Raw genomic sequence first — 24,158 nt, forward strand, 5'->3', positions numbered from 1 at the left:
TCCCAGCTGTCCACGTGGACAGGTAGCATCAGAGAATCACTCGTCCATTGCTAGGGCGTCCCTGAAGGACCGCATACAGTTCTCCGGAACTGTCGTGGAAGTGGGGCGCGACGTCACCGGCATCGAGGAAGGGGATAACGTCGCTATCGAACCGGTGATTCGATGCGGCATGTGCAGGCCATGTAAGTCCGGCTTCTACAACGTGTGCAGATGTGTCGGCTTTCAGGGACTCTCGTCCGATGGTGGCATGGCGGAATATGCGGTCGTGCCGAGCCACATGGTTCACAAGCTACCCGGCAACGTCCCCGTCGAAATGGGCGCGCTAGTCGAACCCATGGCGGTCGCCTATCATGCGGCCACTTTGGGGGATGTGACGGACCAAAGCCGTACGCTCATTTTCGGTGCAGGTCCGATCGGTATAGGTCTTTGGTTCGCCTTACGCGGCATGGGCGTGGCCGAGATCGACGTCGTAGAGCCATCGGCGATCCGCCGCAAGGCAATTGAAGGACTGGGAGCACGCACTATCGATCCAACGAGCATTGACGTGCCGGCCTTTATCGCGAATAGAACCAACGGTGAAGGAGTCGATGCAGCGTACGACGCCGCTGGCGTGCCGGCTGCTATCTCGTCGGCGTTGCAATCATTGGGTGAGCACCGGACTCTTGTGAGTGTTGCGATCTACGACAAACCCATCCTTACACCATTGCTCGAGACCGTTATGCGTGAACGGCGCATACAGGGGACGCTCTGTTACACAGGCAAAGATTACAAGAACGTGATTGACCTGATGGAGCGCGGACACTACAGGACCACGGGTTGGGTGGAAACCGTGCCGCTGGCGAATGTACTGTCAGAAGGTTTCGAGGAACTGCGAGCTGGACGGAAAATGAAGGTGTTGGTTGACCCGGCACAATAGGACCAAGTAGCGGAAGGGGCCCATTGACTGGAATAAAGCATACCTGCTCTATGTCAGCAATGCGGAAGCGACGCCACCGAAATAAAGGTCGGACATCGCTGTGAGGTACGGCCCTGACAGGGGCGGTTAGCCAAAAGACGCGCGCTACGAGAAAGCAGCACCGTGACTACTCTTATTATCGACAGTGCGGTTTTTCTTGAAGGCCGGGAACCGGCGACGTCCCGTTCGAGGACTGCTTGTCATGAAGACTTGCTCCGCGAACGGCACATTCATTGCCGTCCGCGGAGCAGGTCTTCATTGAGCCCAAGGCAATATCCTATCGTTGAACCAACTCGAAGCAGGCGCGGTCGGCGGGTTTGATAGCCCTCTATATCTGGTTGACATAGCGCCGTCTTAGCGGTGATGTATATGTAAACCTAATCGACGTCATGAAGGATCGTTGTCGTTGTTTGATTGACGTTCCGGTACACCTAGACTCGACTCGACTCGACTCGACTCGTGCGAGCTGCATAGCTCTGGCTGGCCGTCGCGCCTGCTCGGCCTTTGTCTCGACGATTGGGTGCAGCCGCCACAGAGCGACGTACCTCCGGTCCGACCATTTCCCGATCGTTGATGATTATTATCGCGTCTTCGGCCTTTGCACCGTCTTCCAGCCACACTGGGTTAGGATGGCACGCCGCCCCTATGCGGTCATCAGCGACATTATGAGGCGAGTCCTCCGTTCATCGCCTTAAAGTCTCCAATAACAGTTTCCGAAACCATTGGTTGCCCTCGTCCGAGCCATAAAGCTCATGCCAGTGAATGGTCGATTCGAAATGCGGTAGATCGATGGGCGGCGGGTAGACCGCAAATTGACCCGCGTCGTTGAAGATATCGGCGACGCCACGAGGGAGCGTTACCACCCAGTCAGTACGCAAGAGTATCTCGGGCGCAACGTTGAAGTGCGAGACGCGCAGCGCAATGCGGCGGTACAGCCCCCCGAGCCTTAAAGACTCCTCGATCAACACGTGACTCCGGTCTAACGATGCCACGGCGATGTGAGACATTTGCTGGAACTCTTCGGCGGTAAGTCGCTTGGCTGGCAGGCCGGACCGCTTGCGGGTCATACAAGCGTACTCATCTTTGAACAGCAGCGCGTGCTCTGTCGTCGTCTTCAAAGATGGCAGGTTGCCGATGGCGAAATCAAGCTGCCCGAGCCTCATGCGTTCCTCAACCTCAGTGACAGGGACTGCTTCGGCTGCGATCCGAACACGCGGTGCGACTTCCTGAAGCTTTTCGCAAATGGATGGCAGGAAAGCCTGCTCCCCAACGTCCGACATCGACACGCGGAATTCCCGAGTGCTCGTCGCGGGGTCGAAGGGTTCACCGTGACGCAACGCCTCCCGCGCGGCCGCGAGGGCCCGGCCGATGGGATCCTTCAGCCGCTGGGCAACCGAGGTCGGCAACATGCCCTCGGGGGAACGCACGAATAAAGGGTCATCAAACATCGCGCGAAGGCGCCCCAATGCGTAGCTTGTGGCCGGCTGCGAGAGGCCTAGGCGCCTGCCCGCCTGAGTCAGACTCCGCTCCTCCAGAACAGCTTGAAACACCCGAAGCAAATTGAGATCGACCTTATTGAAATCCGCCACGTTTATACGCCCCATATTATTTATGAATTTGACGGATAGTATAGGCAATCCTAGACTCGTTTCAAACATCGATGTAACGAGGCTTGGATCTTATGAACACGTTGGTCGAACCGCTGGTCATTTCGGGAGCGCATCGCACGCTGCCTGGCTTGTTGCAGCACCGCGCCGCGCGAAACGGTGATGCGCCGCTCTTTTCTGATCGTGTAACGAGCTGGACGGCAAGCGACGCGGTTGAAGTCGCATCAAGACGCGCCGGTGCATTGGCTGCTTACGGAATTAGGAGGGGCGACCGTGTCGCGATTCTGTGCGGCAACAGGATCGAGTTCATGGACATGGTGCTCGGGTGCGGATGGCTTGGCGCCGTTGCCGTGCCGATTAACACCGCCTCGCGCGGCATGCAGTTACAGCATATCTTGCGGAACTCCGGCGCCCGCCTCTTGGTTGCAGAGTCAAACCTGGTTGGAGCGGTCACGGCGCTGGATCAGGACGAGCTCTCCCTCGAAACGATCTGGGTCATCGGTGAACCGCAAGACGCCTCTGGACCTTCGCGGTTTACGCAAGTGGCGCTTCCCGCGGGCGGCGAGCCGCTCGAGGCGGCGACGCTTAGCGACGGCGATCCGTTCGTTATTCTGTACACGTCAGGTACGTCGGGTTTGTCCAAAGGCGTGGTATGCCCGCATGCACAGTTCTTCTGGTGGGGCACGCATACAGGGGGCGACCTTGAAGTGCGCGCCGGCGATGTGCTCTATACGTGTCTGCCCCTGTTTCACACGAACGCGCTCAACAGCTTTTTCCAGGCGTTGATGCACGATGCACAGCTCATTGTCGACCGGCGCTTCTCCGCTAGCGGGTTCTTCGATTCCCTTGTCAGTACAGGCGCGACGGTCACGTACGTGCTGGGCGCAATGGTCCCGATCCTGCTCTCGCGGCCGCCGTTGCCCAAGGAGCGCGAACACCAGGTTCGCGTTGCGCTTGCGCCCGGCGTGCCGCCGCAGTTCCAGGACGCGTTCACAGAACGCTGTGGCATCGGACTTGTGGACGGGTACGGTTCGACCGAGACGAATTCGGTCATCGGCGGCAAGCTGAACACACGCCGTGCAGGATACATGGGCAAACTTGCGCACGGCTTCGATGCGCGCGTCGTCGATGAGAACGACCAACCGGTGGCGGACGGCGAGGCAGGCGAGCTTATCTTGCGTGCGGATCAACCCTTCGCGTTTGCGAGCGGCTACTTCGGCATGCCGGAGAAGACCGTTGAAGCGTGGCGCAACCTCTGGTTCCACACGGGCGATCGCGTCGTGCGCAACCACGACGGGTATTTCAGGTTCGTTGACCGACAGAAAGACGCGATCCGTCGACGCGGCGAGAATATTTCCTCGTTTGAAGTCGAGCAGGTCTTGCTCAGCCATCCCGCCGTGGAGCTAGCCGCAGTTTTCGCTGTGCAGTCTTCCCTCGCCGAGGACGAAGTCATGGCCGCCATCGTTCTGCGCGAGGGCCACACGCTCGATCCGCTCGAATTCATCAAGTATTGCGAGCCGCGCATGCCTTATTTCGCCGTCCCCCGCTATCTGGATTTCAGGCCTGATGTACCTAAGACGGAAAACGGCAAGATTATGAAGTACAAGTTGCGCGAAACCGGCGTGACTTCGACGACGTGGGACCTGGAACAGTCGGGCTATCGACTAAAGCGCTCCTAGATCGCGAACGAACAACTGCAACGCGAATACCGTTTCCTCCCGTCGTCGGCCGACCTGACCCCAAGGCGGGCAAACGCAACCCCATCGTCACCTTTCAGTGCCCTCGGCGCACACCCGGAGTAAGAGATGGCAAGCATGCAAACCCTGTCGGCCCCGGCCGGCCGCGCCGACGGCACGACAGCCGAAGTAGCGGGCAATGTCGACCAGAAGTCGCTTCGACGAATCGTGATGGCGTCGGTGGCTGGCAACGCGCTGGAGTGGTACGACTTCTTCCTTTACAGCACGGCCGCGGCGCTGGTCTTCGGAGAACTTTTTTTTCCGAAAGGGACGGATCCGCTCATCGGCACGCTCGGCGCGTTCGCCGGTTTTGCCGTCGGCTTCGCTGCGCGTCCGCTTGGAGGCGTTATCTTCGGCCACATCGGAGACCGCTTCGGCCGCAAGGGGGCGTTGGTCTGGACACTGTCCATCATGGGCGGCGCGACTTTCCTGATCGGCGTATTGCCGACCTACGCGCACGTCGGTTTCTGGGCGCCCGCGATGCTCCTGGCGCTGCGCATCCTGCAGGGCGTCGCTGCCGGTGGTGAATGGGGCGGCGGTGTCCTGATGATTAGCGAGTCCGCTCCGCCCGAAAAGCGTGGCTTCTACGCATCGCTGAGCCAGATCGGCGTGGGCGGCGGTTTCGTGTTGTCTGCAGCGATCTACTTCTTCGTCCAGATGTTGCCGAAGGACGCTTTCATGAGCTGGGGCTGGCGTATCCCATTCCTGCTCTCGATTCTGATTTTTGGCGTAGGCGTCTACATTCGCTCGAAGTTGCCTGAAAGCGCGGAGTTCGCCAATACGCAGGCTGCAGGGAAGAAAGCTCACATGCCCGTGCTCGACGTTATCCGCAAGCACCCGCGCGAGATTCTGCTGGCGATGGGACTGCGCGTAGCCGAGAACGGCGGCTCGTACATCATGCTCGCCTTTGCGCTCGCGTATGGCAAGTTCATCGGTGTATCGAGTCAGGTCATGCTCGCAGGAGTAATCGTTTCGATGAGCGTCGAACTGTTTGCGATGCTCCTGTGGGGGCGGCTGTCGGACCGCATCGGTCGCAAGCCCGTCTATCTGATCGGAGCGTTGGGCTTGGTTGTAATCGCCTTTCCCTTCTTCTGGCTGATCGACACAAAGGTTCCCGGCCTAATTTGGCTCGCGTTCTTGCTTGGTAATGCAGTGTGCCATGGCGCGATGGTCGGCACGCAGCCTAGCCTCATGGGTGAGCTCTTCAGCGTGGAGGTGCGTTATTCGGGGATGGCGCTAGGACATGAGGTGGCGTCCGTGTTCGCGGGCGGGCTCGCGCCACTGCTCGCCACGGCGTTACTGGCGCACTACCACGCGGCGTGGCCGGTCGCGCTGATGATGATGGGGATGGGCCTCATTACCGTCATCGCACTTGTGTTCACGCGTGAAACTGTCGCCCGGCGCGGTTGAGGAACCACAAGATGTCACCAACTGATTTCGGTGGAGTGGTCGTCACGTCCGGCGTCGAGGTTCCGTATCGCCGGCAGCCGTTGACCGGCTCCACCGGCGAACTATTAGCAGAAGCGTTCGGCGCATTGCTGAAAGACTCCGGCTTCTCGGCGAAGGACATCGATGGGCTGGGAGTCGCTTCATTCACGCTCGGCCCCGATCACGCGATCGATCTGGCGTGGCGGCTCGGCCTGAGCCCTCGCTGGTGCATGGACGATTGCCATGGTGGCGCGAGTGGCATCAATCTGTTGCAGCATGCGATTCGCGCGGTCCAGCACGGCGATGCGAATGTCATCGCCCTGGTCTCTGGCGACCAGTTCCAGCCGAGTGATTTCAAGAACCTCGTCGAGAACTACAACTTGACAACCCGCACGTGGCTGCGGCCCTTACAAAATGGTGGACCAAACAGTGTATTCGCGATGCTCACCCAGCGGCATGCGAGGCGCCATGGCCTGACGCGCGCCGACTACGGTGCGATATGTGTCGCCCAACGCGAGTGGGCAAGTCTGAATCCGCAGGCCGTCTACCGGACGCCGATGTCAATCGATGATTATCTGGCAGCGCCGCTGGTTGCCGACCCGTTAGGGCGCCTAGACTGTGTGCCCGTGGTGGCTGGTGCAAATGCCATTCTGGTGACCCGCGACGACCTCGCGAGTGGTCCGAGAAGCGTGCGCGTGCGGGCCTTGAAATGCTTGTACAACGCTGACCATCAGATGGGGGACGGGCTAGAGACATCGCTCAAACATGTGGCAGCGGAGTTGTGGCGACAGGCTGGCATTCGTCCCGAGGATGTCGATCTTGCCTCGGTGTATGACGATTATCCTGTGATGGTCCTCGCGCAAATGAGCGACCTCGGTTTTTCGGCCGACGGCGATATGCGGGCGCTCATTGCGCGGATCACCTCGCGCACTTTACCGGTCAACACATCAGGCGGGCAGCTGTCGGTCGGCCAGGCGGGCGCTGCCGGAGGCATGCACGGCCTAGTGGAAGCCATCGTGCAGCTTCAAGGCAAGGCGGGCGACCGACAGGTGAACGAGGCGAAGCTCGCTGTGGTGAGCGGGTACGGGATGGTCGAGTATCGCTACGGCATGTGCGCAAATGCAGTGGTTCTTGAAAGAGCTTGAGGAGCGGCGGATGGATCTCGACATTACGCAATGCACGCAGTGCGGGTTGGGGCTTTTCCCGGCTCGGTACTTCTGTCCTCGCTGTGGCAGCAACAACTGGACGCGACGCGCGGTCGAATCGGGCACGGTCATGGAATCGACCGTGGTACGGCACCGTGCCGGTGAGCGCGACGCACCCCCGCTGTACCTTGCGACCGTGCGAATGAACGAGGGGCCCATGGTGGTCGCCCGTTTGAACGCGCCAGTCACGGACGGAGCGGCTGTGCGCCTTCAAGTGGACGCCAATCACTGCGTCGTCGCCGATGCACTGTGACGACTATTCGTAACAGCACCAAACTTTAAGAATAAAAACGTCGCTTCAGATCAAGGAGATCGTCGTGAGAAAGAGGTTATTTGTATTGTCGTTAGGATGCCTATTCGGATGCAACGCGGCCAACGCTCAAAGTAGCGTGACGCTGTACGGCATCATCGACGACGGCCTCACCTGGTCGAGCGATCAGGGCGGACACAGCGCCTGGCAGATGCAAAGCAGCATTTCCCAGGGAAACCGCTGGGGCTTGAAGGGAGTGGAAGATCTGGGCGGGGGCTGGTCTGCCCTTTTCAAGCTAGAAAATGGCTTTAACGTGAACACCGGAGCGCTCAGCCAAGGCGGGCGGCTATTCGGCCGGCAGGCGTACGTTGGTCTCTCGAGCACGCGCTACGGTACAGTCACCATGGGTCGACAGGGCGAGGCCATTGGAGATTACATCGGCACATTTTCGGCCAATGGCATGCTCCCCGGTGGCATTCTCTTTCCACATCCGGGCGATCTCGACAACAATGGCATCGACTTTCGCCTGAACAACACGATCAAATACACATCGCCGACCATCGCGGGACTCACTGGCGTGGCGATGTACAGCTTCGGTGGCGTCGCGGGTGACTTCGCGCGAACGAGCGCGAAATCGTTCGCCCTACTATACGCATACGGTGGGTTCCAATTCGCTGGCGCCTATACATCGATTGACCATCCCGCCCAAGCCGTTCCCGAAGGACTGTGGACTGCGTCCAATACTGTGAACGGGAACTACGGCCTTGCTGCCGGCAGCTATAAGGTGATCGGCGTGGGTGCAGCCTACACATTCGGTCGGGCGACGATCAGCGCCGACTGGACGCATACGCAGTTCGGAGACCTTGATCCAACGCTCGGCGCAAAGGTCGGCGGTCACGCGACGTTCAACATCGGCGAAATCGTCGGCCTGTATAAGGTCACGCCGAGTTTGCAATTGGGCGTCGCGTACAGCTACACGGCGGGCCGCGTCTCCCAGACAGGTTATGCACCGGGCTACCACGAAGGCGACGCGAGCGTCGACTACCTGCTTTCTGTACGTACTGACGTCTATGCCAGCGCAACCTATATGCACGCGACTGGCGGTGCTGTAGCCAATCTTGCACCCGTGCTCGCCGCGTCTAGCTCGCCGAACCAGGTGGCATTGCGAATAGGCATGCGTCATAAGTTCTGAGTGCGCGGGCACCGGGGCGCGTTCTTGAACACATGGTTGCAGCACGCCGGTAGGCCGGACATAAGCAAAACAACAGCTTTATCTAATGCGGAGGCACGTGTGAAATCGGTACTCTCGTTGCAACAATTGACATCGATGAGCATTCTTTGTGGCGTCACGGCGCTGTTTCTGGCCGCTTGCTCGGGAAGCGACGGAGCATCATCGGATCCGGCATTAGCGACAGTCGAGAGTGGCAAGCTACACGGCGCCGTTTCCGATAACGTTCTTTCATTCAAGGGTATTCCGTACGCAGCACCTCCCGTAGGCGATCTACGTTGGCGAGCGCCCCGTACAGCGGCTTCCTGGAGCGGTGTACGTGATGCAAGCGCCTACGGGCATGACTGTATGCAGTTACCCTTTGCTTCCGACGCTGCGCCCATAAGGACCACACCGTCGGAGGATTGCCTCGTGCTAAACGTGTGGCGTCCTGCCGCGAACTCGGGCGGGAACGAGGCGCAGAAGCTGCCTATCTTGGTATGGATACATGGTGGCGGCTATACGAACGGTGGCTCATCGCCGGCGGTCTACGATGGAAGCCAGTTTGCGAAGCATGGGTTGGTATTTGTGAGCCTGAACTATCGGTTAGGGCGATTCGGTTTCTTCGGACACCCCGCGCTCACCGCTTCTCAGTCGGGCGAACCACTCGGCAACTACGGTTATATGGATCAGATCGCTGCGTTGCAGTGGGTCCAGCGCAATATCGCTGCCTTCGGTGGGGACCCGCAGAATGTGACAGTTTTCGGCGAGTCGGCCGGCGGCGAATCGGTGCACTCACTGATTACGTCGCCTCTGGCGAAGGGGCTCTTCTCGAAGGCGATCATCGACTCGGGTAGCGGACGGGTCAACCAAACGTATGGACGCTATCTCACCGCGACCGGACCGGGAGGAGTCGCATCGGCCGAGCAGCTCGGTACAGCCTTCGCGCAACGCATGGGGATCTCCGGCAACGATGCGAACGCGCTGAGCCAGTTGCGCGCCCTGACGGCCGACCAGGTGGTCGACGGGCTGAACCTCGGCACTGCGTCTTCCGCGAACACGACTTGGTCGTCCGGCCCGATGATCGACGGCAAGCTGGTTACTGACGAACCGGGGCGGTTATACGCGAGTGGTCGATTCAGCTCGGTTTCCTTGCTGGTGGGCACCAATGATGCGGATCTTGCCATTCCCGTGCCGGCGAAGTCCAAGGACGACGCCTATGCAACCTTTGGTTCAGGCAATCTTGCCGCCGCGAGATCCGCCTTCGATCCAAGCGGGACTGCAAGTGTTCCCGACGTGGTAAGCGAAATTGCGAGGGTCGAACTGATGCATGAACCCGCGCGTTTCGTGGCCCGGAGCGTGACTGCACACGGATCGGCTGCCTATGTGTACCGATTCTCGTATGTTGCGCAATCTTTGAAAGGCAAGGTGAGCGGTGCGGTACACGCGGCCGAGATCCCGTACGTCTTCGACACGCTGACTGCGGCATACGGTAGCCAGGTGACGGACCAGGACAAGCGTGTCGCCCAGTTAGCAAATGCCTATTGGGCCGACTTCGCCAAAGCGGGAAATCCTAATGCAAGCGGTCGCCTCGTATGGCAGGTGAATGACGCGTCGTCGAACGCATTGTTGGAGTTCATGCCAGCCGGAACGGCGGTCACGGAACAACCGGATCCCTTGAAAGGACAGCTCGACCTCGTCGAGCCAGTCAATGATGCAGCGCTCGGTATCTGAGCGTGCTTGCACCGCTCGATGCATCAGACGTGCAAAAGCGCGCGAGCCGGCAAGTCAGCAGGCCTCGCGCCGAGACCACTAGCCGGTAAGTGTCGCGAGCGATACCTGTGTGACGGATGAAGGCCGCGCCAAGTGGGGTTTGACGGTCCATTGCGGGCAACCACAGCCGCCGCCGTCTAGGGGCGCGGGCCATCTTCTGCGCACGATTGTGGCGTCCATAGGAACAGGGCCGCGGGACCGAGGAACCTGTCCGGTTGCGCCCCACCGCGCCGAAGATACGGACCGATCCTCAGGGAAAACTATGATTTTGGAATAAATGAAAATGGAAATATACTAGCTTCAAGGACGACGATTCACGCGTCGTGGGCGATAGGAACATTCTGTAAGAGGGCGATGATGGCCGAGCGTTCGTTTGTTGAGGAAGTCAAGAAGCTGCGCCTGGGCGCGGGGGAGCTGTTCAGCGGCGAGGGCATCCTTGCCGTGACCAAAGCCCTCCTCGAATCGGGTGTCGCGTACGTGGCCGGCTATCAGGGCGCACCGATCTCGCATCTGATGGATGTGCTGGCCGACGCTCAAGACATTCTGCAGGACCATGGCATCCGCTTTGAGAACAGCGCCAGCGAAGCGACCGCTGCCGCCTCTCTGGCGGCCTCGGTCAACTACCCGCTGCGCGGCGCCGTTACCTTCAAGGCGACTGTGGGGACAAACGTAGCCTCGGACGCCCTGGCGAACCTCGCGTCAGGCGGGGTGACCGGGGGCGCATTGATCATCGTCGGCGAAGACTACGGCGAAGGCTCGTCAATCATGCAGGAACGCAGTCATGCGTTCGCGATGAAGTCGCAGATCTGGCTGCTTGACCCGCGCCCGAATCTGCCCTGCATCGTGCAAGCCGTGAAGGACGGCTTCGACCTCTCGGAGGCGAGCAGTACGCCGGTCATGCTGCAGCTGCGCATTCGTGCGTGCCACCTGCACGGTCAGTTCGTCGCTTCTGACAACAAGCGTTCGGCCTTCACAATCAAGGACGCACTCGAGAACCCGGCGCGCGACGTTAGCCGTATCGTGCTGCCGCCGGCGAGCTTTGCGCACGAGCGTGAAAAGATCCACGAGCGTTGGCCTGCGGCCGTCGAGTTTATCGAGTCACGCAAGCTTAACGAACTTTTCGGAGAAGACGGCCAGGACATTGGCATCGCCGTGCAGGGTGGCAGTTACAACACGGTCTTGCGCGCGCTCGAGCGGCTGGGCCTTGCCGACGTGTACGGGGAATCGAAGATTCCGATGTACGTGATGAACGTGGCGTACCCCCTGATCGACTCCGAGTGGGAGCGCTTCTGCGCGGACAAGCGTGCGGTGCTTGTCATCGAGGAAGGCCAGCCTAACTTCGTCGAGCAGAACGCCAGCGCGATCCTTCGTCAGCGGGGCGTGTCGGCAACGCTGCATGGCAAGGACGTCCTGCCGCTTGCGGGTGAATACAACACCGCGACAGTGGTGAAGGGATTGCGTAGCTTCTTCGAGCGGTATGGCGTCCTTGAGCCGCAGCCTGCGCCGCGCAAGGTGATACCGGTGGTCGCGGTGAAGGAAGCGGCCACGACCCAAGTCGCGGCAGACAATCCGCCACCGGAAGTCAACGAATTGCCGGCGCTTGACGACAATGTGCACGCGCGCCCCCCTGGCTTTTGCACGGGCTGTCCAGAGCGCCCGATCTTCACTGCGATGAAGCTGCTCGAGCGTGAGATCGGACCGCATCACGTCAGCGCCGATATTGGCTGCCATTTGTTTTCCATCCTGCCGCCGTTCAATCTGGGCGCCACAACGATGGGGTACGGCCTGGGTGGCGCCAGCGCCGCCGCGCTCAACGCGCCAGCCGCGAAGCGCGCCATTTCCGTCATGGGCGACGGCGGGTTCTGGCACAACGGGCTGACAAGCGGCATCGCCAACGCCGTTTTCAACAAGAGCGACAACCTGACTGTGGTGGTCGACAACAGTTATACGTCGGCCACGGGTGGTCAGGACATCCTCTCTTCGACCGCACTGAATCCGACCCGTAGCACCGGCCATGAGATTGAGCAGGCGGTGCGTGGAGTGGGCGTGAAATGGGTCAAGACGGTTCGGCGCACCTATGACCTGAAGGCCATGAAGGCGACCCTCAAGGAGGCCCTGACCACGTCTACGAAGGGGCCCAAGGTGCTGATCGCGCAAAGCGAGTGCATGCTCAACAAGCAGCGGCGCGAGAAGCCAAAGCAGCGCAAGGCAATTGCTGCGGGCGAGAGAGTCGTGCGCGAACGATTCGGCGTCGATTCTGATACCTGTACCGGGGATCACTCGTGCATCCGCCTGTCTGGTTGCCCATCGCTGTCGATTAAGCCCAATCCCGACCCGCTGCGTACTGATCCAGTGGCAACCGTGCTTGACAGTTGCGTGGGTTGCGGTCTGTGCGGGGAGGTTTCGCATGCAGCGGTGCTGTGCCCGTCGTTCTATCGCGCGCAAATCATCAGCAACCCCACGCGCGCAGACAAGCTGCGCCAGCGCACTCGCGACGCAGTGATCGGCTGGCTGCAACGCCGCGGCGCCGCGCGCCGTGCACGCTACGCATTCTGATTCAGGAAAGAAATGATGAACCTGCAACCCATCAAAATTGCGATCCTCGCCATGGGCGGCGAGGGCGGCGGTGTGCTTGCCGACTGGATCGTCGATCTTGGCGAGCATAATGGCTATCGTGCTCAGACGACGTCGGTGCCCGGGGTCGCACAGCGTACCGGAGCGACCATCTATTACGTCGAGCTCTTTCCGGTCGAACCGGGCCTCGCCCGTGCGCCCGTCCTCTCGTTGATGCCTTTGCCGGGTGACGTGGATGTCGTTCTTGCTTCGGAGCTGATGGAGGCAGGCCGCGCGGTGCAGCGTGGACTGGTTACCCCGGAGCGTACGACGCTCATTTCTTCCACGCATCGGGTCTACTCAATCGCAGAAAAGACCGCAATGGGCGATGGCCGCGTGGACAGTGAAACCCTTATTGCACACGCGAGCAAGGCTGCGAAACGTTACATCCGCTTCGACATGGCGCAGGCGGCACAGGCAAGCGGCAGCGTGATTAGCGCCGTGCTGTTCGGCGCGCTCGCCGGCGCTGGCGTGCTGCCGTTCAGTCGCCGCGAGTTCGAGGAGACCATCGAGCGGGGCGGCGTCGGCGTGAAGCCGAGCCTGCGCGCATTTGCCCTCGCGTTCGATCGCGCAAGCGAGCAGGAGACTTCCGGCGCTTCCGAGCCTGCGGATGAAATTCTATCGACGCCCCGTAATGCGACAGTCGCTCAGCTCGTCGAGCGTGTACGTGCGCAATTGCCAACCGCGGTGCAACGCATTGCTTTCGAAGGTGTGCGCCGCTTGATCGACTATCAAGATCCCGCCTACGCCCGCCTGTACCTCGACCGGCTCATCGCGCTGACCAGCGAAATGCCCGCGGAGGGAGCCGCGCTGTTACGCGAGACCGCACGTTACCTCGCGCTCTGGATGTCGTATGAGGACACGATCCGTGTGGCGGACCTGAAGACTCGCGGCGCGCGCTTCGAGCGCGTGCGCGGTGAAGTGCAGGCCCAGTCGAACCAGTTGCTGGAAATTAACGAGTTCATGCATCCGCGCATCGAGGAAATCTGCGAAACGCTGCCGGCGGGACTCGGCCGCTGGTTGGCAAAGCCGCATTGGCTTCACGGGTTCGTCAAGCGACGCACGCAGTCTGGACGGGTGGTCCGCACGAGTTCGCTGGGCGGCTACTTGATGCTGCACGCCGTCGCCAGTCTGCGGGCCATTCGGCGCAGCACATTGCGCTATCAGCTCGAAAACGCACGTATCGAAGCGTGGCTGGCGCAGATCGCCGAGACGGCAAAACACAATCCCGCGCTGGCCACCGAAATCGCGCGGTGCCAGCGACTCGTCAAAGGCTATAGCGATACGCACGCGCGCGGCTTGAAGAATTACCAAACGCTGATGGCTGCGGTGCGCAAGGCCGGTGCGCGGCTGGCCCCGGCCACCTTACGCGACTTGCGCGACGCAGCGCTCGCCGACGAACATGGCCACAAATTGAAAGCGGCGCTCGCGCGGCACGCGCTGGCTTGAGCGGCCATACAACAAATCGAGGAATCGGTATGAATGCACATGTGTTCGAGCGCCAGCGCAAGATCCACTTTTCCGAGTGCGATGCAGCCGGGATCGTCTTCTACCCCCAATACTTCGTGTTGTTTAACGACTTGATTGAACTGTGGATCGACGAATTGTTGCCCGACGGCTATCACGGTGTGCTGGGCACACGGCGCATCGGGATGCCGACGGTGCGCCTGGAGGTCGACTTCAAGGCGATCAGCAAAATGGGCGACCGGGTTCGGCTCTCGCTTGACGTGGAGCGCCTCGGCAAGAAGTCACTGACGCTCCGGTGGACGTGTACGGGCGCAGATGGCGTAGTTCGCATGGCTGCGCGGCAGACAATCGTGACGACTTCGCTGGACACCCACGAATCGATTCCGATCCCAAACGATCTGAGGGCGGGGATTGAGCGTGGGGCAAATGAGTGCGCAGTTGCGGTCAATCAATGAAGTGGGGCGTCCCTCGCTAGCAGGGCGATAGGTAAATCTGAGATATCGGAGTAAGGCAAATGAAGATCGTCTGCATTGGGGGCGGGCCGGCAGGCCTCTACTTTGGACTGCTGATGAAGCTGCAAAATCCAGAAAGCGAGATTGTGGTCGTGGAGCGCAATCGTCCTTACGACACGTTCGGATGGGGCGTGGTGTTCTCTGACGCGACCATGGAAAATTTGCGCGAGGCCGACGCCGTGTCGGCTCAGACGATCGGGAACGCGTTCAACCGCTGGGACGATATCGAGATCCACTTCAAGGACCGTTCGATCAGAAGCGGTGGACACGGCTTCATTGGCATTGGCCGCAAGAAGCTCCTCAATATCCTGCAGGCACGATGCGAAGATGTGGGCGTGAAGCTGGTGTTCGAGGAGTATGTCGAAGATGATCAAGCGATCGCCCGTAAATACGATGCTGACCTGGTGATTGCGTCCGACGGTGTGAACAGCCTCACGCGCAAAAAGTATCAGCAGACCTTCAGTCCCGATATTGACGAGCGTCGATGCCGATTTGTCTGGCTTGGCACCAAGAAGGTGTTCGACGCTTTCAATTTCATCTTCGTGCAGAACGAGCACGGCTGGTTCCAGGCACATGCCTATCGTTTCGAGGACGGTCTTTCAACTTTCATCGTGGAGACGCCCGAGCAGACGTGGCAGGCCGCGGGCATCGGCGACATGAGTCAGGAAGAGGGCATCGCCTATTGCGAGAGACTGTTCGCATCGTATCTCGACGGCAACCCGCTTATCTGCAACGCCACTCACCTGCGCGGCTCCGCGATTTGGATTCGCTTTCCGCGCGTCATCTGCGAGAAGTGGGTGCACTGGACCACGCGAGGCGACGGGAAGAAAGTGCCGGTCATCCTGATGGGGGACGCGGCGCACACCGCGCATTTCTCGATTGGTTCCGGTACCAAGCTGGCTCTCGAGGATGCGATCGAGCTGGCGCGCAGCTTGAAAGCGGTCAGCGGTTCGCTGGAAACGCAGCTCGCGCACTATGAGGCGGTGCGCAGCGTCGAAGTACTCAAGATACAGAACGCCGCGCGTAATTCCACCGATTGGTTCGAGAACGTTGAGCGCTACGCCGGTCTGGAACCGGAACAGTTCGCTTATTCGTTGCTTACTCGTTCACAACGAATCTCGCACGAGAACCTCCGCTTGCGCGACCGCGACTGGCTCGAAGGCTACGAAAGATGGCTTGCCGGCGACGCCGGCGCGGCCAGCGCCGAACATGGCGTGCCGCCGATGCTGACACCGTATCGGATTCGCGATGTCGAACTTAAGAACCGCATCGTGGTTTCGCCGACTGCGATGTACTCGTGCGAGAACGGCGTGCCCGGTGACTTCCACCTGGTGCATCTCGGTAGCCGCGCGCTCGGTGGCGCCGGGCTTGTGATGGTCGAGATGACGGCGGTTTCTCCCGAAGCGCGGGCGACGCCGGGATGTCCCGGACTCTGGAACGACGAACAGACGGCGGCGTTCGCGCACATCGTCGGCTTCCTTCACGTTAACTCCAGTGCGCGTATCGGGATTCAGCTGGGTCATGCGGGACGCCGTGCATCGACACAGCTCGGTTGGCAGAAGATGGATCATCCGCTGGAGGCCGGCAACTGGCCGGTGGTTTCCGCTTCGGCGCTGCCGTATCTGCCCGGTGTGTCGGAAACGCCTCGAGCGATGACGCGGGAGGACATGGATCGCGTGCGTGACGACTTCGTTGCTGCTGCTCGTCGCGCCGATGCAGCCGGTTTCGACTGGCTGGAACTGCAAGCGGGCCACGGCTATTTGCTGTCGTCCTTCATCTCGCCGATCGCCAATCAGCGAGACGACGACTACGGCGGCTCGCTTGAGAATCGGATGGCGTTTCCTCTGGAAGTACTTCGTGCGGTGCGCCGTGTGTGGCCGGAGGCAAAACCGATCTCGGTGCGCATCTCCGCTTCGGACTGGGTAGAGGGCGGCATCGGCGGCGACGACGCGGTGCAGATCGGGCGCCTCTTCAAAGCGGCCGGCGCAGACATGATCGACTGCTCGTCTGGCGAAGTGACGCCGCAGCAGAAGCCCGTGTACGGCCGCATGTATCAAACGCCGTTCGCCGACCGTGTTCGCAACGAGGCGCAGGTTCCGACGATTGCCGTGGGTGCCATCACGGAAGGCGATCAGGTGAACGGCATCATCGCTTCGGGGCGCGCCGACCTATGCGCGATCTCGCGCCCGTATCTCGCGGATCCCGCCTGGCTGCTGCGTGAAAGCGCAAAGCTCGGCTACCGGAACGTGGTATGGCCGCGCCAGTATCTGTTTGCTAAAGAACAGATGGAACGCTCCTTTCAACGCGCGCCATCGTGAGATGGCAGCGTGCCTGGTTGACCCACTTTCACGCAAGGGAGCCACAACGACATGGCTGAGCAAAATTACGACGCGTATCGCGAGGGCGTCGCGGGCCGCGCAGATGTAGAGGACACGCCAGAACTCATCGCCTATTACAGATCGCTTGAAAGGCTCGAGGCAGGCGCGCTGTGGACCGTGGCGAACAAGATTGAACCGTGGGAGCCCAGGTCCGCGTCGGTCCCGGTGCTCTGGCGGTATCGCGATATGCGCGAACACGTGCTCCGTTCCGTGCAACTCGTGTCGCCCGAAAAAGCCGGGCGTCGCGTCATCTACCTGAGCAATCCGGGTCGTCGCGAGGTATCAGCAGCGGTCGGCTGGCTGTATTCGGGGCTTCAGGTCATGCACCCGGGGGAAGTTGCATCGGCGCACGCCCACTCTTCCTCGGCGCTGCGTTTCATCATGGAAGGCACGGGCGCCTACACCGTGGTCGACGGCCACAAGATGACGCTCGGGCGCAATGATTTCGTGCTCACCCCTAATGGCACCTGGCATGAGCACGGGGTGGCGGAGGAGGGCACGCCCTGCATCTGGCAGGACGGTCTCGACATTCCGCTCGTCAATGCCTTGGAGGCCGGTTTCTATGCGGTGCATCCTGATCTTCGCCAGGCAGTTACGCACCCGGTGAACGACTCAACGGCGATCTGGGGCGCGCCTGGTCTGCGCCCGCAGAACGGCGACTGGAACAAGCGCTACTCGCCGCTCTTCAAGTACGAGTGGGAGCCGACTTACGAAGCCCTCGTACGGCACGCACGCGTAACAGACGGCTCGCCGTTCGACGGCGTGTTGATGCACTACGTGAATCCGGTGACGGGCGGCCCAGTGATGTCGACGATCGGCGCGAGCATGCAATTGCTGCGTCCGGGCGAGCAGACGCGCGCTCATCGCCACACCGGCAGCTTTATCTATCAGGTGGCGAAGGGCAGCGGCTATTCGATCATCAATGGCAAGCGTCTGGACTGGACCGAACGTGACATTTTTTGCGTGCCGTCGTGGGCGTTTCACGAACATGCGAACAGCTCATCGTCTGATGACGCGTGCCTTTTCTGCTTCAACGATTTGCCGGTCATGCAGGCGCTGAATCTATATCGGGAAGAAGCGCTTGGCGAGAACGGTGGGCACCAAACTGTCTTGCAGTAGCAGCCAACCTTCGCCTCAAAATCGATTCAATATTCGCCGCCTCAATTGTCGGGCGGGCTTCAAGGAGTCTTATCATGCGTCTTGTCACCTATCGATCCGATGTGAATGCTGCTGCCCGTCTCGGCGCGATCGTCGATGATGCTGTCGTCGACCTGGAGCGCCTCGGCGCCGCCACGGGTTTTGCACTGCCGGCGAGCATGCTGGAATTCATCGATCTCGGCCCGCAGGCAGTACGTCAGACCAGCGCGTTGCTCAAAGAACAGCGCGACAGATGGCCGTTCGGCGTCTCGATGCCTGCGAGCAATGTGAAGCTGCTCGCACCCATCCCGCGCCCGCGCAAGAACATTTTCGGCATCGGCCTGAACTACGTTGAGCACGTTGCGGAGTCGAGTCGCACGCTCGATACATCGAAGGATTTGCCGAAGGAACCGGTGATTTTCTCAAAGCCACCGACCTCGGTGATCGGACCGGGCGACGCCATCGAGCACAACAAGGAAGTCACCCAGCAACTGGACTGGGAGATCGAACTTGCGGTCATCATGGGCACGCGCGCCAAGCGCGTCAGCGCGTCCGATGCGCTCAGCTACGTGTTTGGCTACAGCGTCATGATCGACATGAGCGCGCGCGATTGCCGCCGCGCCGGACAGTGGATCTATTCGAAAGGACAGGACACTTATGCGCCATTCGGGCCATGCATCGTCACGGCAGATGAGATTCCCGACCCGCACACGCTCAACTTGAGCTTGACCGTCAACGGGGTGATCAAGCAGAGCTCCAATACGCGCCACATGCTCTTCAAGGTGCCTACCCTCATCGCCGATATCAGCAAGGCCATCACGTTGGAGCCGGGCGACATCATCGCCACCGGCACGCCGGACGGGGTGGGTGCGGGCCGTTCGCCGCAGGAATGGCTCTGGCCCGGTGACATCGTTCATGGGCAGGTGGAAGGTATTGGCGAGCTCCGTCATCCGGTGGTGGCTGTTTGACGCCCGCGAGATCCGCTTAACCTGCTGAAACGTTCGGAGACGCTCTATGCTCAATCTTCCTCAATTCAAGGCGGCTGCGGTGCAGGCCGCCCCGGTGTTCCTGGACACTGACGCTACTGTCGACAAAGTCTGCGGGCTCATTCGGGAAGCGGCTGGCAACGGCGCGCGGCTCGTCGCCTTTCCGGAAGTGTTCGTGGCGGGCTATCCCTACTGGAACTGGGTGATGAACCCGGTGGAAGGCAGTCCGTGGTTCGAGAAGCTTTGCAGATCGGCGATCGAGATTCCCGGACCCGAGATCCGCTGCATTGCCGCCGCTGCCAAGGCCAATCACATCAATGTCGTGATCGGCGTGAATGAGCGTAGCCGAACAGGCATTGGCACGCTGTACAACACGCTTCTGACGATCAGCGACGAGGGGCGCATCCTGGGCCGGCATCGCAAGCTCGTGCCGACGTGGGCCGAAAAGCTTACGTGGGCGAATGGCGATGGCTCCGCACTGCGCGTGCACGACACCAGCGTCGGGCCGCTGGGCTCACTCGCTTGTGGTGAGAACACGAACACACTGGCGCGTTTCAGCCTGCTCGCACAAGGAGAACTCGTTCATGTGGCGAGCTATATTGCGCTGCCGGTGGCTCCCCCTGACTACGACATGGCCGAAGCGATTCGCGTGAGAGCCGCCGCGCATTGCTTCGAAGGCAAGCTATTTACGGTGGTCTCGTGTTCGACGGTGTCGCCGGAGATCGTCGACGCGATGAGTGCGACGCATCCGCAAGCGCGCGAGCTGCTTGCGCGCCGCAACAGCGCGTTTTCTGGGATTCTCGGCCCCGACGGCCGCGTGATCGGTGAACCGCTGATCGACGAAGAAGGGATCGTGTATGCCGACATCGATCTCTCGCGCTGCATCCAACCGCGCCAGATGCACGACATCACTGGCCACTACAACCGCTTTGACGTGTTCGATCTGCGGGTGAACCGCCGGCCGCTCGCGGCTGCGCAGTTTGACGACGGCACGGCTGACACCTCTAACCGCTTCGACGCTGAAACGGATGCGGAACTCAACTCCTTCGAGCTTACTGAGAGCAAGTCATGACACAACCGCGCGTTCTGCGTATCGGGCAGATTGTGCCCTCGTCCAACACGACGATGGAAACGGAAATTCCGGCGATGTTTCGTGCGCGAGCGCGCGACTTCGAGGAGCGCTTCACGTTCCACTCCAGCCGCATGCGGATGAAGAAGGTCGTCAAGGAGGAACTTGAGGCCATGGACCGCGACAGTGATCGCTGCGCGCTCGAGCTGTCGGATGCGCGCGTCGATGTACTTGGCTATGCGTGCCTCGTGGCGATCATGAGCATGGGGCAGGGCTATCACCGGGTATCTGAGAAGCGTCTCTTCGAGCGTACTGTCGAAAATGGTGCGCCCGCACCGGTCGTCACCAGCGCGGGCGCATTGGTGGATGGGCTGCACGCGATGGGCGCGAAGCGCGTCTCGGTGGTCTGTCCCTACATGAAACCATTGACCAAGATGGTGGTGGAGTACATCGAGAGTGAAGGCATTGAAGTTCAAGATTACGCCGCGCTCGAGATTCCGGACAACCTGCAGGTAGCCGCGCAGGACCCGGCGCGGCTGGTGGAAATCTACAAGCGCCTGAATCGTGCGAATACAGACGCGCTCGTGCTGTCCGCCTGCGTGCAAATGCAATCGTTGCCTTCTATCCAACGCGTGCAGGACGAGTCCGGCACCCCAACTGTCTCGGCGGCAGTGGCGACGACGTGGCAGATGCTGCGGCGTCTGGACCTGCGCGCCGAGGTGACAGGTTGCGGCGAACTTCTCTCCGGGAAGTACTGAGATGGATGCGCCGCAGCTGGATTCCTCGCAGTGCGCCGCAGAAGAAGACATGCACTTCTACGAGCCGGCGAGCGGGCACGGTCTCGCCCACGATCCGCTCGGTGCGATCGTCGGACCGCGTCCAATTGGTTGGATCTCCACACGCGCCGCAGACGGCCGCCTCAATCTCGCGCCTTACAGCTTCTTCAACATCTTCAACTATTCGCCGCCCGTCCTCGCGTTCTCGAGCGTCGGCTTCAAGGACACGGTACGGAACGCGAGAGAAACGGGAGAGTTTGTTTGGAATCTTGTGACGCGGGACCTATGCGAGCGCATGAATCTGACGAGCGCGGAAGTGCCGGCCGATGTTGACGAGTTTGCGCTCGCCGGCGTGGATGCGGCTTCATCACGCGTCGTGTCGGTCCCCCGCGTGGCGCAAAGCCCGGTTTCGTTCGAGTGCAGGGTGTCTGACGTAATGCAGTTGCGGCGCGCCAATGGCAGCGCAATCGATACGTGGATGGTGATCGGGGAGGTCGTCGGCGTGCACATCGCGCGTGGATTGTTGAGTGACAACGCGTATGCAACGGCGGCCGCGCGCCCGGTCATGCGCGGCGGCGGTCCCGCGGACTACTTTGAAATTGGAGAGGCAGCGAAGTTCAAGATGGCGCGGCCTAAGGCGCTTAACCGAGGATAGCCGAGCCTACCTGCTGAACGGACCGGCCGCGGACCGCATTACTCGGCCGGGCGGTGCAGATCGAGAAGTAGACGCAAGGTGGCCTTAAGTTCATCGGCCTTGGCTTTTCCCAGCGGCGCAAGCACCCGCTCCTCATGAGCCTTCGCCTGCTTAATGAGCGCGGAGACAAGCTTCTGGCCTTGCGGCGTGATACGCACGAGGGTGACCCGTCGATCGGTGTCGTGCGGGACGCGCTTGACGTAGCCTTGCGCTTCCATGCGGTCTAGCAACCGTGTGACGGTGGGCTGCTTGGTGACGGTCTTTTGAGCGAGCTGACCGATGCTGATCGTCTTGCCTTCCGAGAGCGTCGACAGCACGCGCCAGTCAGAGACCTCGAAGCCGGCGGCTTGCACGATCGCATGGAATTCGCCAGAGATGAGCTGGCTGACTTGTGCGAGCAGCGCGGGCGTGTAGTCATCGACGAAACCGCTGAAAGGTGAATTGCTCATGCTTGGATGGTCTGCAGTCGTGGAGGGACGCGCAGTTGCGTAAGGAACGATTGTGCCGCCGGGGCCGCAAGTCTCGAGGCGCCAAAGACAGACTAAACATGATTTTGAATGGTTTTGCCGCTGAAGACAACGCGGCAGGTGAACAAAAGTGGACGCGGCAACAGATCAATGCGCACTGAGGGCGAGACCCAGTGCATTCATAGTCGATCGAGCAGAAAACGGAGCCCAGCATGAGCAACAGTCTTGAGCAACTTACCATTGAGCTGGCGAGCGGCCAGGTCCGAGTCGTCGACCTGACGCAGACCCTGTCACCCGACTTCCCTGCATTGCAGTTGCCCCCGCAGTTTGGTCAGGTTTGGGCCTTCAAGATGGAAAAGATCAGCCAGTATGACGAGCAGGGGCCAGGTTGGTACTGGAATAATTTCTCGTGCGGTGAACACACCGGCACGCATTTCGACGCCCCCGTGCATTGGGTGACGGGCAAAAACCACGTGCGGAACACCGTGGATACCATAGACGTTCAAAACTTCATTGCACCGGCAGTTGTGCTCGATGCGAGCGCAGAGGTGGCGGCCAATGAGGACTGGCTTTTGAGCGCCGGTTTCCTTGAGGCGTGGGAAGCGAAGCACGGGCGCATCCCGGCTGGGGCCTGGGTGCTACTGCGCTCTGACTGGTCCAAACGCACGGATCCGGTTGCATTTCTCAATATGCGTGAGGATGGGGCGCATACCCCCGGCCCGACGCAGGAGGCGGTTGAATGGCTGATACACGAGCGGAAGGTGCACGGGTTCGGCGTTGAGACCATCAACACCGATGCTGGCCAGTCGTACGCATGGCCTACGCCTTATCCGTGTCACACGCTGATGCACGGTTCCAATCGGTACGGCTTGCAGTGTCTGAAGAATCTCGATCAATTGCCGGCGACGGGCACTGTGATCGTCTCAGCGCCGTTGAAAATCCAAGGCGGATCAGGGAGTCCGCTGCGAGTATTGGCGCTCGTCGCGAACTGAGCGAGCCAGCACTTCCCCCGGCTGACGTGGCAAGCGAGGATGCCGCGCGCTGGTCCGCCGCATTGTCTTTCAAAGGTACGGATTGTTGCAAACAGGTTTGCAGCGCAGTAAACAAATATCAAGATTGGCAATTTCGGAAGACTACTGTTCTCAGAACTATCCTTATCTAACTGAAGGAGTGCTGAAATTGAATCTCATTACCATCGCGAAAGCTATATTTGTTGTCGCACTAAATGTGACGCTCGTTAATGTGTCGCACGCTCAAAATGAAGGTCCAGCGGGGGCGCAGAGCGAGCAGGCGTCTCATAGCACCAAGGCACAGCGGAAGGAGGCGAGAAAACAAGCTCGTGCCAAGAAAAACGCAGAGCTGAAGAAGCTCGAAGACGCGGGATACAACCCGGCGAAGGGCAACGATCCTCATTATCCGCAGGATCTTCAGAGCGCCCAGAAGAAGGCCGGTGTCGCTGGGGCCGCTAGCCAATAGGCACTGCTTCGATACACCGTGACCGTCGAATGATGGGCCGGTAAGGCGGGCTATGCTGGTTGCGGTCACTCGCGCTCCTTGCACTTTAATCAAGAGTAGCCGCTGAGCAACGCGGTCAATGAGGCGCGGTTCAGTTGACGATACCTAGGCATAAAAATGACATATACGTCGATGTCCATGGGCTAAATCGAAGCATTCATGTTGGGCAATACGTCCACGATCCGTCCGTCTCACTGCAAAGCTCAGTCGTATGTCGGCCAGATGCCAGGGGCGGCAGGGAGTGAGTTAGACGCGGTGGGAATCAGCTCGGCGGATGACGGGGATATTAAAAGCAAATTTGCGATATGTGCCGCGCATATCTAGACTCAGCACGTGGGGCAACTTCGGTAATGTCGACGGGGAATGAAGTTGGTTATCCTACG

The 24,158-nt window shown here is 60.4% G+C and carries 20 protein-coding genes; 18 read left to right on the forward strand and 2 right to left on the reverse strand.

Annotated elements, in window-relative coordinates:
* Positions 1-73 precede the first annotated feature (73 nt).
* A complete protein-coding gene (locus AWB66_RS28880) occupies positions 74-916 on the forward strand; it encodes an alcohol dehydrogenase catalytic domain-containing protein (protein WP_268811165.1) in 843 nt (280 codons plus the stop codon).
* 722 nt (positions 917-1,638) lie between these two features.
* Here AWB66_RS28880 and AWB66_RS28885 read toward each other — a convergent pair.
* Positions 1,639-2,544, reverse strand: coding sequence for a LysR family transcriptional regulator (locus AWB66_RS28885; RefSeq protein ID WP_087633498.1), 906 nt, complete (start codon positions 2,542-2,544; stop codon positions 1,639-1,641).
* 92 nt (positions 2,545-2,636) lie between these two features.
* On the opposite strand from AWB66_RS28885, the gene AWB66_RS28890 reads away from it, so the two are divergent.
* The 15 genes from AWB66_RS28890 (at position 2,637) to AWB66_RS28960 (ending at position 21,754) form a co-directional block, all read left to right on the forward strand.
* Entirely contained in the window at positions 2,637-4,241 is a 1,605-nt protein-coding gene (locus AWB66_RS28890) for an ATP-dependent acyl-CoA ligase (protein ID WP_087633480.1), read from the forward strand.
* Positions 4,242-4,367: 126 nt separating this feature from the next.
* A complete protein-coding gene (locus AWB66_RS28895) occupies positions 4,368-5,708 on the forward strand; it encodes an MFS transporter (RefSeq protein ID WP_125469813.1) in 1,341 nt (446 codons plus the stop codon).
* A gap of 11 nt (positions 5,709-5,719) precedes the next feature.
* The gene (locus AWB66_RS28900) at positions 5,720-6,871 is read left to right on the forward strand and encodes a thiolase family protein (protein WP_087633481.1); all 1,152 of its coding nucleotides are present in this window, start codon (positions 5,720-5,722) and stop codon (positions 6,869-6,871) included.
* Positions 6,872-6,881: 10 nt separating this feature from the next.
* Positions 6,882-7,184: a Zn-ribbon domain-containing OB-fold protein gene (locus AWB66_RS28905; RefSeq protein WP_087633500.1), complete on the forward strand. Its 303-nt coding sequence runs from the start codon at positions 6,882-6,884 to the stop codon at positions 7,182-7,184.
* 136 nt (positions 7,185-7,320) lie between these two features.
* Positions 7,321-8,373: a porin gene (locus AWB66_RS28910; protein WP_235021283.1), complete on the forward strand. Its 1,053-nt coding sequence runs from the start codon at positions 7,321-7,323 to the stop codon at positions 8,371-8,373.
* Positions 8,374-8,508: 135 nt separating this feature from the next.
* On the forward strand, positions 8,509-10,122 hold the full coding sequence (locus tag AWB66_RS28915; protein WP_087633482.1) for a carboxylesterase/lipase family protein: 1,614 nt from the start codon (positions 8,509-8,511) through the stop codon (positions 10,120-10,122).
* A gap of 396 nt (positions 10,123-10,518) precedes the next feature.
* Positions 10,519-12,717: a thiamine pyrophosphate-dependent enzyme gene (locus tag AWB66_RS28920; RefSeq protein WP_087633502.1), complete on the forward strand. Its 2,199-nt coding sequence runs from the start codon at positions 10,519-10,521 to the stop codon at positions 12,715-12,717.
* Between the two features lie 15 nt (positions 12,718-12,732).
* A complete protein-coding gene (locus AWB66_RS28925; protein ID WP_087633503.1) occupies positions 12,733-14,223 on the forward strand; it encodes an indolepyruvate oxidoreductase subunit beta family protein in 1,491 nt (496 codons plus the stop codon).
* 29 nt (positions 14,224-14,252) lie between these two features.
* The gene (locus tag AWB66_RS28930; RefSeq protein WP_087633483.1) at positions 14,253-14,696 is read left to right on the forward strand and encodes an acyl-CoA thioesterase; all 444 of its coding nucleotides are present in this window, start codon (positions 14,253-14,255) and stop codon (positions 14,694-14,696) included.
* A gap of 59 nt (positions 14,697-14,755) precedes the next feature.
* The gene (locus AWB66_RS28935) at positions 14,756-17,071 is read left to right on the forward strand and encodes a bifunctional salicylyl-CoA 5-hydroxylase/oxidoreductase (RefSeq protein ID WP_087633484.1); all 2,316 of its coding nucleotides are present in this window, start codon (positions 14,756-14,758) and stop codon (positions 17,069-17,071) included.
* A 51-nt stretch (positions 17,072-17,122) separates the two neighbouring features.
* Entirely contained in the window at positions 17,123-18,250 is a 1,128-nt protein-coding gene (locus AWB66_RS28940) for a cupin domain-containing protein (protein WP_087633485.1), read from the forward strand.
* 74 nt (positions 18,251-18,324) lie between these two features.
* Positions 18,325-19,236 carry a fumarylacetoacetate hydrolase family protein gene (locus AWB66_RS28945; protein WP_087633486.1) on the forward strand — a complete coding sequence of 304 codons (912 nt, stop codon included), beginning with the start codon at positions 18,325-18,327 and terminating at the stop codon, positions 19,234-19,236.
* A gap of 46 nt (positions 19,237-19,282) precedes the next feature.
* Positions 19,283-20,326 (forward strand): carbon-nitrogen hydrolase family protein, encoded by a 1,044-nt coding sequence (locus tag AWB66_RS28950; RefSeq protein ID WP_087633487.1) that lies wholly within the window; start codon positions 19,283-19,285, stop codon positions 20,324-20,326.
* Positions 20,323-21,081, forward strand: a complete 759-nt coding sequence (locus tag AWB66_RS28955; RefSeq protein WP_087633488.1) for a maleate cis-trans isomerase family protein — start codon at positions 20,323-20,325, stop codon at positions 21,079-21,081. The genes AWB66_RS28950 and AWB66_RS28955 overlap by 4 nt, the downstream gene beginning before the upstream one ends.
* A gap of 1 nt (position 21,082) precedes the next feature.
* Positions 21,083-21,754 (forward strand): flavin reductase family protein, encoded by a 672-nt coding sequence (locus tag AWB66_RS28960; RefSeq protein WP_087633489.1) that lies wholly within the window; start codon positions 21,083-21,085, stop codon positions 21,752-21,754.
* Positions 21,755-21,792: 38 nt separating this feature from the next.
* Here AWB66_RS28960 and AWB66_RS28965 read toward each other — a convergent pair whose 3' ends face one another.
* Positions 21,793-22,242, reverse strand: a complete 450-nt coding sequence (locus AWB66_RS28965) for a MarR family winged helix-turn-helix transcriptional regulator (RefSeq protein WP_061164451.1) — start codon at positions 22,240-22,242, stop codon at positions 21,793-21,795.
* A gap of 230 nt (positions 22,243-22,472) precedes the next feature.
* On the opposite strand from AWB66_RS28965, the gene AWB66_RS28970 reads away from it, so the two are divergent.
* Positions 22,473-23,252 (forward strand): cyclase family protein, encoded by a 780-nt coding sequence (locus tag AWB66_RS28970; protein WP_087633490.1) that lies wholly within the window; start codon positions 22,473-22,475, stop codon positions 23,250-23,252.
* A gap of 250 nt (positions 23,253-23,502) precedes the next feature.
* A complete protein-coding gene (locus AWB66_RS28975) occupies positions 23,503-23,736 on the forward strand; it encodes a DUF4148 domain-containing protein (protein WP_235021285.1) in 234 nt (77 codons plus the stop codon).
* Positions 23,737-24,158 lie beyond the last annotated feature (422 nt).

It is taken from the genome of Caballeronia telluris, assembly GCF_001544495.1.
Taxonomy (GTDB): domain Bacteria; phylum Pseudomonadota; class Gammaproteobacteria; order Burkholderiales; family Burkholderiaceae; genus Caballeronia; species Caballeronia telluris.

What these genes read in the sequence shown, in the direction of transcription:
- AWB66_RS28890 (WP_087633480.1), top strand. Translation starts at nt 2,637, where the DNA reads ATGAACACGTTGGTCGAACCGCTGGTCATTTCGGGAGCGCATCGCACG.
- AWB66_RS28895 (WP_125469813.1), top strand. Translation starts at nt 4,368, where the DNA reads ATGGCAAGCATGCAAACCCTGTCGGCCCCGGCCGGCCGCGCCGACGGC.
- AWB66_RS28900 (WP_087633481.1), top strand. Translation starts at nt 5,720, where the DNA reads ATGTCACCAACTGATTTCGGTGGAGTGGTCGTCACGTCCGGCGTCGAG.
- AWB66_RS28905 (WP_087633500.1), top strand. Translation starts at nt 6,882, where the DNA reads ATGGATCTCGACATTACGCAATGCACGCAGTGCGGGTTGGGGCTTTTC.
- AWB66_RS28915 (WP_087633482.1), top strand. Translation starts at nt 8,509, where the DNA reads ATGAGCATTCTTTGTGGCGTCACGGCGCTGTTTCTGGCCGCTTGCTCG.
- AWB66_RS28920 (WP_087633502.1), top strand. Translation starts at nt 10,519, where the DNA reads ATGGCCGAGCGTTCGTTTGTTGAGGAAGTCAAGAAGCTGCGCCTGGGC.
- AWB66_RS28925 (WP_087633503.1), top strand. Translation starts at nt 12,733, where the DNA reads ATGAACCTGCAACCCATCAAAATTGCGATCCTCGCCATGGGCGGCGAG.
- AWB66_RS28930 (WP_087633483.1), top strand. Translation starts at nt 14,253, where the DNA reads ATGAATGCACATGTGTTCGAGCGCCAGCGCAAGATCCACTTTTCCGAG.
- AWB66_RS28935 (WP_087633484.1), top strand. Translation starts at nt 14,756, where the DNA reads ATGAAGATCGTCTGCATTGGGGGCGGGCCGGCAGGCCTCTACTTTGGA.
- AWB66_RS28940 (WP_087633485.1), top strand. Translation starts at nt 17,123, where the DNA reads ATGGCTGAGCAAAATTACGACGCGTATCGCGAGGGCGTCGCGGGCCGC.
- AWB66_RS28945 (WP_087633486.1), top strand. Translation starts at nt 18,325, where the DNA reads ATGCGTCTTGTCACCTATCGATCCGATGTGAATGCTGCTGCCCGTCTC.
- AWB66_RS28950 (WP_087633487.1), top strand. Translation starts at nt 19,283, where the DNA reads ATGCTCAATCTTCCTCAATTCAAGGCGGCTGCGGTGCAGGCCGCCCCG.
- AWB66_RS28955 (WP_087633488.1), top strand. Translation starts at nt 20,323, where the DNA reads ATGACACAACCGCGCGTTCTGCGTATCGGGCAGATTGTGCCCTCGTCC.
- AWB66_RS28960 (WP_087633489.1), top strand. Translation starts at nt 21,083, where the DNA reads ATGGATGCGCCGCAGCTGGATTCCTCGCAGTGCGCCGCAGAAGAAGAC.
- AWB66_RS28965 (WP_061164451.1), bottom strand. Translation starts at nt 22,242, where the DNA reads ATGAGCAATTCACCTTTCAGCGGTTTCGTCGATGACTACACGCCCGCG.
- AWB66_RS28970 (WP_087633490.1), top strand. Translation starts at nt 22,473, where the DNA reads ATGAGCAACAGTCTTGAGCAACTTACCATTGAGCTGGCGAGCGGCCAG.